Origin of the sequence: Brachyspira pilosicoli, from assembly GCF_019402445.1 — a bacterium.
In the GTDB taxonomy this organism is placed as follows: Bacteria; Spirochaetota; Brachyspiria; order Brachyspirales; family Brachyspiraceae; genus Brachyspira; species Brachyspira pilosicoli_B.
On the sequence record NZ_SRZM01000163.1, the window covers coordinates 1 to 15,457 of the forward strand.

13 protein-coding genes are annotated in these 15,457 nt (G+C 27.6%); 7 read left to right on the top strand and 6 right to left on the bottom strand.

The genetic code is table 11. The features are described 5' to 3' along the window. The first annotated feature begins 21 nt into the window (after window positions 1–21). From E6A48_RS06285 to E6A48_RS06300, 4 genes are all read left to right on the top strand, one after another. On the top strand, window positions 22–786 hold the full coding sequence (locus tag E6A48_RS06285) for a ParA family protein (protein WP_219709202.1): 765 nt from the start codon (window positions 22–24) through the stop codon (window positions 784–786). Between the two features lie 19 nt (window positions 787–805). Continuing rightward, window positions 806–1,753 carry a ParB/RepB/Spo0J family partition protein gene (locus tag E6A48_RS06290; RefSeq protein WP_219709203.1) on the top strand — a complete coding sequence of 316 codons (948 nt, stop codon included), beginning with the start codon at window positions 806–808 and terminating at the stop codon, window positions 1,751–1,753. 10 nt (window positions 1,754–1,763) lie between these two features. Beyond that, window positions 1,764–2,957 carry a DUF4384 domain-containing protein gene (locus tag E6A48_RS06295; protein ID WP_219709204.1) on the top strand — a complete coding sequence of 398 codons (1,194 nt, stop codon included), beginning with the start codon at window positions 1,764–1,766 and terminating at the stop codon, window positions 2,955–2,957. Window positions 2,958–3,019: 62 nt separating this feature from the next. Further along, window positions 3,020–4,816 (top strand): methyl-accepting chemotaxis protein, encoded by a 1,797-nt coding sequence (locus E6A48_RS06300; protein ID WP_219709205.1) that lies wholly within the window; start codon window positions 3,020–3,022, stop codon window positions 4,814–4,816. Here E6A48_RS06300 and E6A48_RS06305 read toward each other — a convergent pair. The 4 genes from E6A48_RS06305 to E6A48_RS06320 all read right to left on the bottom strand — a co-directional run bounded on the left by E6A48_RS06305 (window position 4,813) and on the right by E6A48_RS06320 (window position 9,826). Further along, window positions 4,813–5,850, bottom strand: coding sequence for a mechanosensitive ion channel family protein (locus E6A48_RS06305; RefSeq protein WP_219709206.1), 1,038 nt, complete (start codon window positions 5,848–5,850; stop codon window positions 4,813–4,815). The two genes, E6A48_RS06300 and E6A48_RS06305, sit on opposite strands and share 4 nt — an antisense overlap. Before the next feature lie 84 nt (window positions 5,851–5,934). After that, the gene (locus E6A48_RS06310) at window positions 5,935–7,875 is read right to left on the bottom strand and encodes a heavy metal translocating P-type ATPase (RefSeq protein WP_219709207.1); all 1,941 of its coding nucleotides are present in this window, start codon (window positions 7,873–7,875) and stop codon (window positions 5,935–5,937) included. Then, window positions 7,862–8,236, bottom strand: a complete 375-nt coding sequence (locus E6A48_RS06315) for an ArsR/SmtB family transcription factor (protein ID WP_013245186.1) — start codon at window positions 8,234–8,236, stop codon at window positions 7,862–7,864. Before E6A48_RS06315 ends, E6A48_RS06310 begins: the two co-directional genes overlap by 14 nt. Before the next feature lie 207 nt (window positions 8,237–8,443). After that, the gene (locus E6A48_RS06320; protein ID WP_219709208.1) at window positions 8,444–9,826 is read right to left on the bottom strand and encodes a sodium-dependent transporter; all 1,383 of its coding nucleotides are present in this window, start codon (window positions 9,824–9,826) and stop codon (window positions 8,444–8,446) included. 205 nt (window positions 9,827–10,031) lie between these two features. On the opposite strand from E6A48_RS06320, the gene E6A48_RS06325 reads away from it, so the two are divergent. The 3 genes from E6A48_RS06325 (at window position 10,032) to E6A48_RS06335 (ending at window position 13,427) form a co-directional block, all read left to right on the top strand. Continuing rightward, a complete protein-coding gene (locus E6A48_RS06325; RefSeq protein ID WP_013245184.1) occupies window positions 10,032–10,478 on the top strand; it encodes a YaaR family protein in 447 nt (148 codons plus the stop codon). Further along, window positions 10,475–11,176 (top strand): tRNA (adenosine(37)-N6)-threonylcarbamoyltransferase complex dimerization subunit type 1 TsaB, encoded by a 702-nt coding sequence (gene tsaB, locus E6A48_RS06330; RefSeq protein WP_219709209.1) that lies wholly within the window; start codon window positions 10,475–10,477, stop codon window positions 11,174–11,176. Before E6A48_RS06325 ends, tsaB begins: the two co-directional genes overlap by 4 nt. 91 nt (window positions 11,177–11,267) lie before the next feature. Beyond that, complete coding sequence (locus E6A48_RS06335) at window positions 11,268–13,427, top strand: methyl-accepting chemotaxis protein (RefSeq protein ID WP_219709210.1); 2,160 nt, start codon at window positions 11,268–11,270, stop codon at window positions 13,425–13,427. Window positions 13,428–13,503: 76 nt separating this feature from the next. Here E6A48_RS06335 and mnmH read toward each other — a convergent pair whose 3' ends face one another. Both mnmH and E6A48_RS06345 read right to left on the bottom strand, forming a co-directional pair. Continuing rightward, a complete protein-coding gene (mnmH, locus tag E6A48_RS06340; protein ID WP_219709211.1) occupies window positions 13,504–14,529 on the bottom strand; it encodes a tRNA 2-selenouridine(34) synthase MnmH in 1,026 nt (341 codons plus the stop codon). 21 nt (window positions 14,530–14,550) lie between these two features. Then, window positions 14,551–15,333 (bottom strand): class I SAM-dependent methyltransferase, encoded by a 783-nt coding sequence (locus E6A48_RS06345; RefSeq protein WP_219709212.1) that lies wholly within the window; start codon window positions 15,331–15,333, stop codon window positions 14,551–14,553. Window positions 15,334–15,457 lie beyond the last annotated feature (124 nt).

A 15,457-nucleotide genomic window follows, 5' to 3' on the forward strand; every position in this document is an offset into this window, starting at 1 on the left:
TAATTTTAAGGGTTATTTTATATGTCTAAAATTATATCAATAGTAAATCAAAAAGGCGGTGTTGGAAAAACAACAACAGCTGTTAATTTAAGTTCTATAGTAGCATCTATGGGATATAAAACTTTATTAATCGATATAGACCCGCAAGCTAATGCCTGTTTGGGTATAGGTGTTACAAGAGATAAAATGGAATATGGTATATACGATATTTTAATTGGCGAAGCTGATATAGAACAAGTAATAATAAATACATATCAAGAAAATCTTTACCTTATACCTTCAGATTCTGATTTGGTAGGTGCTCAAATAGAATTAGTAAGCGAAATAGGAAGAGAATACAAACTAAAAAAAGCTTTAGAAAAAATAAGAAACAATTATGATTATATATTTATTGATTGCCCTCCTACTTTAGGTATTCTCACTTTAAATGCTCTTACTGCTTGCGATTCTGTGCTTATACCAATACAATGTGAGTTTTATGCTTTAGATGGAGTTGGAGAGCTTAATAATACTATATCTTTAGTAAAAGAGAATTTAAATCCAAATTTAGATATAGAAGGCGTATTATTAACAATGTATGACGGCAGAACTAATCTTAGCAATGATGTTGTTAGAGAGGTTGTTAATTATTTTAAAGATAAAACTTATAAGACTATGATACCAAGAAATGTACGTTTGAGTGAAGCTCCTTCTTATGGAAAAGCTATTACGGATTATGATAAAGAATGTATTGGTGCTAGGAGTTATAAAGAGTTTGCAAAAGAGTTTATAGAAAGGTCTAAATAATTTTTTGGAGTAATAAGATATGACTAGAAAAGGCGGACTTGGCGGTCAGGGTATGAATGCCTTAATAAAATCTACCGATAAAGAAATAAAAAGAGCTGTTGAAGAAGCTGAAAAAAATGGAATATTAGAAATAGATATTTCACTTATAGATGTTAATCCAGATCAGCCTAGAAAAGTTTTTAACGAAGAAGAAATTAAAGGGCTTGCTGAATCTATAAAAGAAAACGGACTTATAAACCCTGTTACATTAAGAGAAAAAGACGGAAAATATCAAATAATATCTGGAGAGAGAAGATTTAGAGCATTTAAATATTTAAATAAAGATAAAGTACCCGCATTAGTATTACAAAATATACCAGATTCTAAAATGCTTGAACTTACACTTGTAGAAAATATTCAAAGAGCAGATTTAAACGCAATAGAAATAGCAAGAAGCTACAAAAAATTAATATATGATTTAAATATTAAACAAGAAGAATTAGCTAACAGAGTTGGAAAAAGCAGAAGCACTATTTCAAACTCTATGAGAATATTAGAGTTAAATGAGAATATACAAAACCTAATATTAGAAAATAAACTTACAGAAGGACATGCTAGAACTATACTTTCTTTTAGCGACAATGATGAAGAGAGAGATTCATTTGCTAAAGAAATAATAGAAAAAGGATATTCTGTAAGAGAATGCGAAAGAATAGTAAAAGAAAAAAAAGAAATAGTAAAAGATAATAATGATACACAAGATAAAAATATAAAAAAAGAAAATAAAAAAGACCCTAATATAAAAAAATTAGAAAATGATTTGGAAAAAATATTTTCTACAAAAGTTAATGTAATAGATAAAGAAGGTAAAGAAGGCAAAATTATAATAGAATATTATAGTGCTGATGATTTATCTAGAATAATGGATATACTCGATAATATTCATAATATTAATACCAACTCTATTAAGCATACTATAGAATATTAGGAGATATTTTTTGAAATTAAAAGTTCTAATCATATTGCTATTAAATATATTTTGTTTATATTCAAGAGAACAATTAAAAATATCTATAGTAGATTTGAACTATGAATTAAAAAACAACTCTCCATTAAGAAAAGATATTGTAAGAACTATAAATCGCTTTGCCTATCTAAAGCACCCATACACTATCACAGTAGATAGAATGAAAAAACGACTATTTAAAACAGATAAATTAACATTTGAACAGGGACTAACAGTAGCATCAAATTTAAAAGTTAATGTTGCAATTATAATGGATAGTGAACTTAAACTAAAAACTACTAATAATATATCAACCAATAATTTACAAACAAACAATATAACAAATATTTTACTCACAAATGAATATCTTCAATCCTACTCTAACGATATAGTAAATACTTTAGATAAATTAAATAATTATACTCAAGAAAAAAAAGAATTAAATGATATAATAGAAGAAAAGCTTGGAAATCCTTCAAATACTAATAATTCATCAGAAACAAATGAATATGAACTTTTTTACAACTTTACAGTAATAGATATAACAAAAAATGAAACTCTAAAAGAATATAAATCTATAGCTTCAAATCAGGCTAATTCTCAAGTTAGTGAAATAGGTACTTATTTAGAATATTATTTTGCCAAAAACTTATTAGATTCTTTTACTAATGAAAATAGTGATATTAACTTAAACTTTGAAATAGAAAGAGTTACATCAAGCAATGAAAATATCATTATAAAAAATAGCGGTGAAATAATAGAAAACGAAACATTCAAAATAAAGTTTAATTCAACAGAAGATGGTTATTTATATATAATAGCTTTGCAAAATGATGGTAATATTATTTTAATGCATCCTAATGATTTTAATAATTATATGGAAAATAATAATATTCAAAAAAACAATATAGATTCTAATATAGAGTATAGTATCCCTCCAGAAGGCTCTATTTTTAAAATAGTTGTTTCTGCTCCATTTGGCTTAGATAGTTTTTATGCTATATTTATGAAAAAAGAAGCTGTGTGGTTAGAAGAGCAATATTTTAGCGGAGAAGGATTTAAATCTGGAAATAAAACTAGACTCGCTGAAATGGTAATAAAATTAAAATCTTCTCTCAAATTAAAAAGTTCCAATAATTGGCAAATATCTAAAATATATATTACTTCCAAACCAGAACTTCAATAAATTTGCATTTTTTCATATTTATATTATAATTTCATACTCATTTTAATTTTTAGGACTAATATATGAAAAAAGGTTTAATGTTTAAATTTCTTTTGACTTTTTCAATATTTTTACTTATAGCATTTATATTAACATATTTTATTTATAAACCTATACATACAGGGAAATTTTTAAGAGAAAAACATTTCCAAACTCTAAACTTAAAAAATATAACAGAAGGACAAATTAATGAAATAAAAAATACAGTAAACACTGTAGTAAATAATCTTGAAGCAAATCCTAGTGTAGAAACTATAGGAAACTTTTTTACTAATATTGCTAAATCACAAACAGGTTATTTAAATGTATATTATGGTGAAACAATTCCATATTCTCAAGGTGGTGTTTTTATTAATACATTAACAGAATATGACCGCTCTTATGATCAAACTTCAAGAGATTGGTATAAAAATGCTGTTTTAACAAATGATGTTTATATAAGTGAGCCTTATATAGATTTTATAGTAAATGAACTTACTGTTACATTTAGCAAGGCAGCGTACACTAATAATTCCTTACTTGGAGTATTTTCTATAGATTTTACAGATATTAATGGAATAATTGAAAATGTAAAAAAAAGCTTTGCAGGTGAATGTTATATTGTATCTCAAGACGGTATTTATATAACACATGATGATAAGAAATTCCTATTAAATAAAGATAATAATTTATTCACAGACCCTTTATTTGAAAACTTTAAAGATAATTTTTCTTCACATCTAAATGAAACAAAAATACATAAAGATAAATGGTATAGCATACAAACTTTATCTAATGCCCCTTGGATAATTGTTTTTAAGGGAGATGCTAAAAGTATTAATATTCAATTTTATATAATAATGTTTATTATACTATTAATTATGATAGCTTTAATTGTTATTGAAGCTTTACTAGTATCAAAAGTAATTAAGCCTTTAAATCACTCTATAGAGATAATAGACTTTATGAAAGAAGGAAACTTTAATAGCAACTTTAATAAAAAAGATTTGTCATTAAAAGATGAATCAGGACATTTAACTAACTCTTTAAATGATATGCAAGAGAAAATATCTCAAATAGTTTATGGTATCAAATCACATATAGACGGCATCAAAAACTCTACAGCACAAATATCTAATGGTATTTATAATTTATCTGATAGAACTTCATCTCAAGCTGCTGCCATAGAAGAAATAACAAGCTCTATTGAAAGTCTTTTTACATCAATATCAGAAACATCAAAACATAGTAATTTAGCAAAAGATATGGGCATAAAAGTAGCAGATTATTCAAAAAGTGGAGTTGAGGCTGTTAATAAAATATCAAATAATATGTATGATATATCATCTTCTAGTAAAGAGATTTCAAATATTACAAAACTTATACAAGATATTGCATTACAAACAAATATTTTAGCATTAAATGCCGCAGTAGAAGCAGCACGTGCTGGTGAACAAGGCAAAGGGTTTGCTGTAGTTGCTTTGGAAATTAGAAACTTGGCTAATAATGTTAACGAGGCAGCAGGTAATATAACTAACATTATAGAAAAAACTTTATCAAAAATAGATGTAGGATATGAATCTGTTACACACTCTTTAGAGATACTCTCAAAAATAGAAAACTCAGCTAATGAAGTATCAAATCTTCTTTTGGAGGTATATAATTCTGTATCTACAGAAGAGAACAGTGTAAAAGAAATTAATTTAGCTATGAATGAATTAAATACTATAACACAAGAAAACTCACAGCTAGTTTATCAAAGTTCCATTTTAGGTAAAGAAGTAGCAGATGATACTTTAAATGTGCATAATAAGTTAGAGTATTTTAAATTAAAAGCTTAATCTTTGCTAATATAAAGAGTTCTTGAAGGGAATGCAAAATTAGCATTAATTTTTGCAAACTCTTCTACAAGCTTATAGTTAATGCTCTCTACAACTTTTACAAACTCAGCATAATCGGGAATATTAACATAATATATAACTTCAAAATTTAATGAAGAATCTGCAAACTCTACAAATCTTGCACTATAAAATGTAGTAGAACTTTCACTTTCTATAATACTTTTAACCAAATCAGGTATTTTTTTAAGTGTTTCTAATGGAGTTGAATATTCAACACCTAATACCATATATTTTCTTCTTTTTTCTAATACTCTATAGTTTTGTATTCTTGAAGCAAGCAAATTAGTATTAGATATTAAAAGCTGTTCTCCGCTGTTTCTTCTTATACGAGTAGATTTTATACCTATATATTCAACAGTACCCAAATCTTGGTCAATCTGAATAAAATCCCCTTTCAAAAAAGGCTTATCAAAAACAATAACAAAATAATTAAATAAATCTGCTATTATACTTTGAGCAGCAAATGCCACAGCAACACCGCCAATACCAAGTCCTGTAATAAACGTAGTAACATTAACACCAACATTTGAAAGTATAGTTAAAATACCAATTATCCATACTAATACTTTTATTAAAGTAACTATTCCGTCAGATATAATAACATTTTTTTTCTGTGATAAATAATTCTCTGTAAAATTAGTTATAATATCACATATAAATAATACAGAGAAAACAATTATACATACAGCTAATATCTTGCCCCAATATCCTCCTAAGACCTTAGGTAATACTAGTGTAGATTTACCTATTGCTAAAGAAGCTACAAATATAACAGGTAAACTTCTTCTTTTTACACTCTTAGCTAAAGCCAAAAAAAATGAATTCTGAAACTTAACATTAACCTTCATTAATAGTCTCACTAAAATAAGAAGTCCAATTCTCATAATAGCAAAACTTGAAATAAATAATACTAAAGCAATTAAATATTTAAATAAACTATTTCCATAAAAAACGGTCTCTTTTAGGTATTCCATTAAAACTCCAAACTAATTCATTTTTATTACATTATATATATTTTTTCAAATATTTAAATATCAAAATATTAAAAATATTATTTATTAATGGTGATGCCCGCAATTACAGCTTGTTACTTTTATATCTATATCTTTTGGACTTACATTTTCAATATTTGATTTCTCTCCTATAGGATAAAGAAGTCTTAAAGCATTAAGCACAACTATAACAGTAACACCAGTATCAGCAAATATTGCAAGTGCTATAGAAGCAAGCCCCAAAGCTCCAAGTATTATAGCACCAAATTTAATCACTAATGCAAGTAATATATTTTCTAAAACAACAATATGATTCTTTTTAGCAAGCTTAATAATAGCAGCCACTTTTGAAGGCTTATCATCCATTATAATAACATCAGCATTTTCTATAGCAGCATCAGAACCAAGCCCTCCCATAGCAATACCAATATCCGCACGAGCCAAAGAAGGAGCATCATTTATTCCATCGCCTACAAATATAGAAACCTTGCTATCTTTCATCATACCTTCTAATACATTTACTTTTTCTTCTGGTAAACATCCTCCATTAAATGATTGTATGTTATTTTCTTTTGCAAATGAAGTAACGCGTTCTATATTATCGCCACTAATTAATGCAGTTTCTATATTCATAGAGTTTAATAAATCAATAGCCTCTTTAGTATCATCTTTTATAATATCATCAATGTAAAAAGCTCCAGCATATTCACCGTCTATTGAAATATAAACATTAAACTTATTATTAATATTATCTGGAAGCTTTATATTATTTTGCTTTAATAAATCAAGCTTTCCTATTAAAACATTTTTTCCTTCAATCATTGATTCTGAACCCTTACCTCTAATATCTTTATGTGATGTTATTAAGCTTTCATTTATATCATGATTTTTTTTGTAATGCTCAACTATTGATATGGCTATAGGGTGAGAAGAACCCATTTCTGCCAAAGAAGCATATTTAATTAATGTGTCATCATCATATATACCAGCATTTTCTATCTCTCTTATATAAAACTTACCTTTGGTGAGAGTTCCTGTTTTATCGAATATTACTTTTTTAGTTTGAGCAAGTAAATCTAAAAACACCCCACCTTTAACCATTATACCAAATTTAGAAGCTCGTCCTATAGAAGCAAAATATGTTAAAGGAATACCAACCATAAATGCACAAGGACAAGAAACTACAAGCAATGTAAGAGAACGTGAAAACCAATCATTAAAAAACTCTTTGCCATATACTATTGTAGGTATTATAGTAAGTAAAATAGCTCCAAATACAACTATAGGAGTATATATTCCAGCAAACTTTGTAATGAATTGTTCTATGTTAGCTTTTCTGTTTTGAGATTCCTGAACTAGCTTTAATATTTTTGCTATTGAAGACTCTGCATATACTCTAATAACTCTAGCCTTTATACTGCTTTCACCATTTATAGTGCCTGCTAAAATTTCATCATTAACCCTTACATCTTTTGGCATACTCTCACCAGTTAAAGCTTTAGTATCAAGCCAGCTCTCTCCTTCATAGATAATGGAATCTAAAGGTACTTTTTCAAAAGGATTAATTAATATATTGTCATTTATATTAACTTTAGAAATATCAACTTTTTCTATAGTTCCATCTTCTTTTATAATATTAGCAAAATCTGCCCTTATAGACATTAGTGCTGCTATTGTTCTTTTAGATTTATCAACCGCCATATCTTCAAAATATTCCCCTATTCTGTAGAAAAGAAGTACTGCTAATGCCTCAGGTAACTGATGAAGTATTATAGCACCAACTGTAGCAATGCTCATAAGAAAACTCTCTCTCATAAACTTGCCCTTCACAAAATCTAATACAGCATTCTTAAAAACATCTCTGCCTAAAATAAAATAAGGTATAAAAAATATTACATATTCTATTAAACCATGAATCCTATCATGCAAAACATTAAGTAAAATTAATACAATTAAAGAAATACTAATTTCCGCAATAAATAAAAATTTTTCTTTATTCTTTGACATGCTCATACCCCCAAGCATAAATTTTTTCTATATGTTCATCATCAAGCCTATAAAATACATGAAGCCCAACTTTTCTTTTTTTTACTACCCTAGCCTGCCATAACATCTTTAAATGCTGTGATACAGAAGGCTGCTTCATATCAAGCAAAGATACCAATTCATGAACGCATAATTCTCTCTCACTTAAAACAGATATTATTTTTAATCTAGTAGGGTCAGAAAATACAGAAAAGAAATCAGCTAAAACCGAAAACTCATCATCATTTGGAAGTTTTGGTATAAATGAAGATATATTATTTACCTCACAATTATCCTCATAGTCTTCTATTATGTTTTTTTCTTTTTTTTGATTTTTTTTCATAAAACACCTATTTATATATAACTATATTATAATATAATGATATACTTATATAAAAATAATGTCAATACCCAAAATAAAAAAAGGAGAGCATAATATTTATATACTCTCCAAAAAAATTGTCTCGTAAATTATTTTTTGTATGTTTTTTTAATATAAAGTTGTTTTTGTATATCAGCTTTATTAATAAATATTTATAAACTAATTTGTTCAAGAAAACTTAACAATATAATTAATTATAAATATTATAAATATAATTAGAGGAAGAATATAGGTTATATAAAACCTTGTAAATTGAGGGAATTTAACTCCCATTCCCATATCAGCCTCTTTTATAAAATTATCCCAACCCCAACCATATTTAGAAACACAAAATATTATTATATAAATACCTCCAAGCTCAACTAAATTGTATGTAACAATAAAGTCATATAAATCCAAAAAGCTAGTACCCTTTCCCATAGGCTCTATAAATGATAATACATTAAAACCTAATGCTGTAGTAGAACCTAAAACAAATACTACAATACCAACTATCACTGAAGATATATTTCTTTTTAAGTTAAACTCAGACATAGTAAAAGCAATTAAATTTTCAAATACAGTTATAACAGTAGTAAGTGCCGCCATAGATAAAAATACAAAGAATAGCAATCCCCAAACTCTAGATAAAGGCATTGAGTTAAATATATTAGGAAGAGTAACAAAAGCTAATCCCGGTCCCTCTCCTGGATTAACTCCAAAAGCAAAACTTGCAGGAAATATAACAAGCCCAGATAAGAAAGCAATTAAAGTATCCAACACAACTATTATAAGAGTTTCATTTGTTATAGTTCTCTCTTTTCCTATATAGCTTCCAAAAATTGTCATGCTCCCTATACCAATACCAAGAGTAAAAAATGCCTGACCAACTGCCGCATAAACAACTTCAAAAAAGTTTTCTATTCCTCCGTCAAACATTTTGCCTAAATCTGGAAGAAGGTAAAATTTTACTCCCTCAATAGCATTAGGCAAAGTAATAGACCTTATTATAAGTATAACTACTATTACAAACAAAGAAGACATCATAAACTTAGAGTATTTTTCAACCCCCTTCTGAAGCCCAATAAAACATATTATAGTAGCTAGCAAAACTGTAACAAATAAACCAGCAACACTAATATAAGGATTAGCAATAGTAGCCCCAAAAAGCTCACCTACCCCTTCAGCACTAAGATTATCTACCTTTCCAATTAACATATAAAAAGCGTATATTATGCTCCAGCCAGCAACTGTAGTATAAAACATCATAAGTATTAAACAGCCTATTATTTGCACATAACCAATTATATGCCATTTATGCCCCTTCTTTTCTAATACTTTATAAGAACCGGCAATATCTCTCTGACCAGCACGTCCTATGCTAAACTCCATTATAAGTATTGGTATGCCTACTGCTAATAATGATATTATATATATTATAACAAAAGCAGCTCCGCCGTATTTTCCAGTAATGTAGGGAAATCGCCATATATTGCCAAGCCCTATAGCACATCCAGCTGATACAAGCAAAAAACCTAATCTACTTGACAATCTCTCCCTTTTGGTATCCATTAAAAAACTCCTTTATTAAAATACTGAGTATTATTATACAATATTATCAAATTACTTCAAGTAGTAATTAACGATTTTTGAATAAAATTAAAAATAAATAAAGCATTTTTTTAAAAATACGACATTTATTATGTTGCTATTTTTCGCGATATATGTTAGGTTAACATAATATTATGATAGTTAACATAATTTAAAGGATTCTGCTATGAGAGTACAAGAGAGAAGAAATACTGATATAAACTTAAATAATATATTAATGCATCCTGAAACCACATCTATGAAAGTTGCAACATCATCTTCCTCTTTTGCCGCAATGCTAGAAGAAGAGAGAGAAATTAGAAAATACTCATTAGAATTAGATGAATTAAAAAGACAAATTTATGACGCTGGAAATGTGTTAGAAAAAAGTGCTAATATTAAAGATTTTCAGAAATTCAGAGATTTAATAACATCTCTAACAGAAAAAGTAATAAAAGATGCATACAAAGTAAGAACTGTATTCTCAAACCTTAAAAAATTCCAAGTAATATCAAAAATAAATGAAGAATTAGATGCTCTATATAGAGAAATTATGAAAGAGCAAAAGAATCATATAGCAATAGCAAACAAAATGATGAGACTTAAAGGGTTAGTAATAAATTTAATGTCATGAGCCATAATATATTAGCATTCGACACAGTATCATCAAGCTTTTCTATAGCATTAAAAAAAGATAATAATATAATTGAAATAAATAAAGAAAATATAAAAAACCATAATGAAGAATTACTTCCTATATTAAATGTTTTTTTGGAAGATAATAAAATATCTCTAAATGACATTAATTGTATAGTAATGGGTATAGGACCAGGTTCATTTACAGCAATTAGAATAGCATTTTCTACAATAAAGACAATATGTTATGCAAAAAACATACCAATTATAGGAGTATCAAGTTTAGAAACATTATATCAAAATATAGTATCATTTAATGGCATAAAACTATCTATGATAGATGCTAGAAAGGGAAGTATTTACGCTAATATATATAAAGATAATAACAAAATAAAAGAAAATCTAGATTTAACATATGAAGAAGCAACAAATTTAATAAAAGATATATCAACAAAAGATGATACCATCACATTATGCGGAGATGGGTTTTCAAAAAATGAATCTTATTTTCTAGAGAAATTACAAGAATACAAATTAAACAAATTAGACAATTCCTACAATATCATAAAAGCATCAAATTCAATATTAATGTCAGAAGAACGCTACAATAAAAAAGAATTCGATAACATATTTTCGCTAAATCCTTTATATATAAGAAAAAGTGAAGCAGAAAATAAACTCAATATTAAAAATTAAACAATACCATTACGATAATAATAAACAGCATAAAAAAGTACAAAAAACAAGTTGAGAACACTTGACTTGATTAAAAATAGTAGTTATTATTATGCAGTTAATAAATAGAAAATGGAGTTCAAAAGTGAAAAAGTTGCAATCTTTGTCGGTAAAAGTACCTTTATTTGTTACCGCAATTATAACAGTAATGACAACTATACTGGTTATGATAATTTTAAATATAGGTGCTCAAGGTATAAGGCAAGGGGCTATATTTGGTTTAGAATCATCTACTAAAATATATTCAAGAATGGTTAATGTGTGGTTAAAACAGGCTATGGTTTTAGCTGATTCAATATCTAAAAGTCATACTGAATTAACTGAATATTTAGCTTTAAACACTCCTGAAACTGCTCTTGCAGCTCAAGATGTACTAAAAAAACTCGCTAATAATAATGACCAATTAAATGGATTAGCTTTATATGATGTTAATGGCAACATAGTATTAGACAGTGCTGATGGAAAAATTGTAAATTCCCCTACTATGGTAAAATTAAATACTACAGATGCATGGGGAAAAGTAAGAGCTGGACAAACTGCTATGTATAAAACAGTAATACCTTCTTCTATTACGGATGGGCTATATTTAGTAGTAGTATTCAGTCCAATAAAAAACTCATTAGGAAACATAATAGGAAGTGTTGCTATATTAGTAGATTGGCTTGGATTTATAGATGATGAATTAGAGTTAGTTAAATTTGGAAACACTGGACACCCTTTCGTTATAGATACAGATAGAAATGTTATAGCTGACCCTATTCCTGAACATGTTAGAAATGAAACTCTTAAAAATGCTGATTATATTGTTTATGCTTCTGAAAATGAATCTGGTACTTATGAGTTCAAATCTCCATTCAATGGTGAAGATTCGTTCTCAGCATTCTATAAAGAACCTATTTCCGGTTGGTCTATAGTGATGAGTGTAGCATCAAAAGAATTATTTGCTCATACTTATTCTATGAGACTTTATTCAAGAATTGGTACTGTAGTTATATTAATAATCACATGTTTTATAATATTCTTATATATAAGAAGTATTACTACTACATTAAAATTATTATCAAAAGATTTGACAAGACTATCCGAAGGCGATTTAGACTGGCATGTACCAGAACCTGTGCTTAATAGAAAAGATGAGTTTGCTATAATAGCTGGTGCTATAGCAAGTACATTAAATACTCTTAATGAAAAAGTAAAAACTGTATATTGCAGTGCTGATATAGTAAAAGCTTCTGCTCAAGAAGTAGCACAACAAAATATTGAATTATCAAATAGAACAGAAAATCAGGCTTCTGGTCTTGAGGAAACTGCTTCTTCTATGGAAGAGATTGCTTCTACAATAAAAACTTCTGCAGAACATACTGTTGAAGGAAATAACATGATGATTAACTCTCGTCATGCTATAGATGAGGCTGGAAGAATTATTGAAGAAACTACTAAAAACATTGAGGCTGTTTATGAATCAAGCTCAAAAATTAGTGCTATTACAAAAATAATTGAATCTATTGCATTCCAAACAAACATACTTGCTTTGAATGCTGCTGTTGAGGCTGCTCGTGCAGGAGAACAAGGAAGAGGATTTGCGGTTGTTGCTTCTGAGGTTAGAAACTTAGCTCAAACTACTCAGGCTTCTGTTAAAGACATTACTACTTTAGTTTCTGATTCTGAAGAGAAAATTGCTACTGCTACAGAAACAGCTAGAGAATCAACAGAGATATTTAAAAACTTAAAAGAACAAATTGAAGAAACTGCTAAGATTATGCAGGATTTAAGCTCTACTGCTATGGAACAACAGGCTGGAGTTGATCAGGTTAATATAGCTATAGCTCAAATGGATATGGCTACTCAGCAAAATGCTGCTTTAGTAGAACAAGCTAGTGCTTCTTCTGAAACTTTATTCTCTCAATCTAAAGAATTATTAAATGCTATGGCATTCTTTAAGTTGAGAAATGCAGATTGTAAAATACCAGTAAAAACAAACAATCAAGAAAAGAAAGAAGATACAAAAACTAATACTGCAGCAAAAAAAGAAGAGCCTAAAAAAGAAAATAATATATACAAAAAACCAGAGTTAAAAAGCCCATTAAAATCATCAGAACCTACTAAAAAACCTTATGAAGAAACTAGACCTTCTAATGTTTCTTCTGATAAAGAGTTTGGTTCTACTTTTAATGCTCCTGCAAATGATGATGATGAGTTTGAATCATTCTAATAAAAAATAGAATAAAAATAAAAAGGATTAGCCAAAAATGGTTAATCCTTTTTTTATGTATAAAAAAATAGTAAAATTAAGATTTAAGTTTTGAAATTGCAGATACTATATCATCTATAGTTAAATTATTACATTCTATATTAATAATTTTATTTTCTTCTTGAATACTTAATCTATAAGCCTTATCATAATAATATAATAAAACCAAAACACATTCATATATTTTACCTTCTTCTAATAAGGATAAAGCCTCTCTCATTCTCTCATCACCAAGACGTTTTTTTATTTTGATTATAGATTCTCTTAAATCATCAATGCTATATTTTCCATAAGTATCTGTTATATATTTAGCCCTCTCTTCTATAGAAACATTTAAATATATAATATTCTCAGGACTTTTCATATTATCAAAAAGCCCCCTTGGTATAGCTCTTTTTCCAATTAATAAACTTTCATCTTCCACCCATAAAGAAGCCCCATTATCATATTTAGATAGTTCTAAGCATAAATTATTTTCAAATTGTTCCTGACTAGGCTGCTCTCCTTCATTAATCCACCCAAAAGCAGAACCCTTATGTTTAGCAATACCCTCTAAATCTACAACATTATATTCTAATTCTTTTAATTTATTTAGTATCAAAGTTTTTTTACTTCCTGTCCTTCCTGTAACTAAATTGATTTTATATTTTTTATTATTAAAAGACTCTAAAACATATCGTCTATAGTTTTTATACCCGCCATCAAGCACATAAACATCATATTTGTAATTAGAGCATAACCAAGCAACAGACTCACTTCTCATGCCTCCTCTAAAACAATGCATTAATATAACATTATTATTAGATATCTTATCAACCTCTTTTAATATTGTAACCATTCTGCTTCCAACATATTCAAGCCCCTTTAATATAGCAGCCTCTCTGCCCTCTTCTTTATATATAGTACCGACTGTTTTTCTCTCTTCATCATCAAACAAATAAACATTTTTAGCATTAGGTATATGTCCATGATTAAACTCAGAAGGCGAACGAACATCTATAACAGGTAAGTTCTCTTCTCTTTGTAATCTTAAAAACTCTTCTATATCTATTCTTTTTACCATATCATTACAACTCCCAAATAATTACATCATCTTTCCTATAGAAGCCTGCTGACAATAACTATTATACCTGCTATCTCTTATACGCTTTTCAATTACAATTAAGCTCTCATAATAAGAAATAGAATAAGCAGTATTCGTAAAATTATTAGCCTCTAAAGTGTCCCCTTCTATAGCAGAATATGCATTCAAATAATCAATCAAGTTTTTTGTATATTCTATAAATGAATTAGGATTTTTATACCCACCATTACAATTAGTCCAATAAGAAGTATAAACATCTTCACATAAATAAATCCCATCATCTTTAATATGTCCATACATCTCTTCAAAAGTAATTCTCTGGTCTTCCATTATATGACTGCCATCATCAATAAGTATATCCAATTTTGGTATTTTATTTTTTAATTCTCTTAAAAAATCTCTGTCATTTTGAGAGCCTATATATATTTTTATATTATCATCTTCAAAACGTTTGCATTTTTCTTTTTTATCAATACCATAAATATTTACTTTAGCACCATTTTTAGAGAAATAATTTTTCCACATCTTTAATGAACCGCCGTATCCTACCCCTATTTCAAGTAAATTAATATCTTTTCCTCTAAACCTTGAAAAATATCTCTCATAAACATCAAAGTAAGATAAATGCTTATAAACTGCTTCTTCTCTATTTTCTATAAAATATTTGTGTAAATCTGAGTTTGTTTTATTTTCATCATTAATTAAAATATCTCTTAAAACTTCTCTATTATTATCATTATCATCTCTTATACTAATAGTCTTTTTCTCAACTTTAAGTTTCATTATACAGTTTATTTAATCCTCCATTTATTCCTTGTATTTTATTTTTTATATAATAAATTGTCAATACAAATATAAACATTATTAAAAATAAATACACATAAAAAAGTTATATAGATATACCCCT

Coding starts and splice junctions, on each gene's coding strand:
- E6A48_RS06285 (WP_219709202.1), top strand. CDS start 22: ATGTCTAAAATTATATCAATAGTAAATCAAAAAGGCGGTGTTGGAAAA.
- E6A48_RS06290 (WP_219709203.1), top strand. CDS start 806: ATGACTAGAAAAGGCGGACTTGGCGGTCAGGGTATGAATGCCTTAATA.
- E6A48_RS06300 (WP_219709205.1), top strand. CDS start 3,020: ATGAAAAAAGGTTTAATGTTTAAATTTCTTTTGACTTTTTCAATATTT.
- E6A48_RS06305 (WP_219709206.1), bottom strand. CDS start 5,850: ATGGAATACCTAAAAGAGACCGTTTTTTATGGAAATAGTTTATTTAAA.
- E6A48_RS06310 (WP_219709207.1), bottom strand. CDS start 7,875: ATGTCAAAGAATAAAGAAAAATTTTTATTTATTGCGGAAATTAGTATT.
- E6A48_RS06315 (WP_013245186.1), bottom strand. CDS start 8,236: ATGAAAAAAAATCAAAAAAAAGAAAAAAACATAATAGAAGACTATGAG.
- E6A48_RS06320 (WP_219709208.1), bottom strand. CDS start 9,826: ATGGATACCAAAAGGGAGAGATTGTCAAGTAGATTAGGTTTTTTGCTT.
- E6A48_RS06325 (WP_013245184.1), top strand. CDS start 10,032: ATGAGAGTACAAGAGAGAAGAAATACTGATATAAACTTAAATAATATA.
- tsaB (WP_219709209.1), top strand. CDS start 10,475: ATGAGCCATAATATATTAGCATTCGACACAGTATCATCAAGCTTTTCT.
- E6A48_RS06335 (WP_219709210.1), top strand. CDS start 11,268: ATGCAGTTAATAAATAGAAAATGGAGTTCAAAAGTGAAAAAGTTGCAA.
- mnmH (WP_219709211.1), bottom strand. CDS start 14,529: ATGGTAAAAAGAATAGATATAGAAGAGTTTTTAAGATTACAAAGAGAA.
- E6A48_RS06345 (WP_219709212.1), bottom strand. CDS start 15,333: ATGAAACTTAAAGTTGAGAAAAAGACTATTAGTATAAGAGATGATAAT.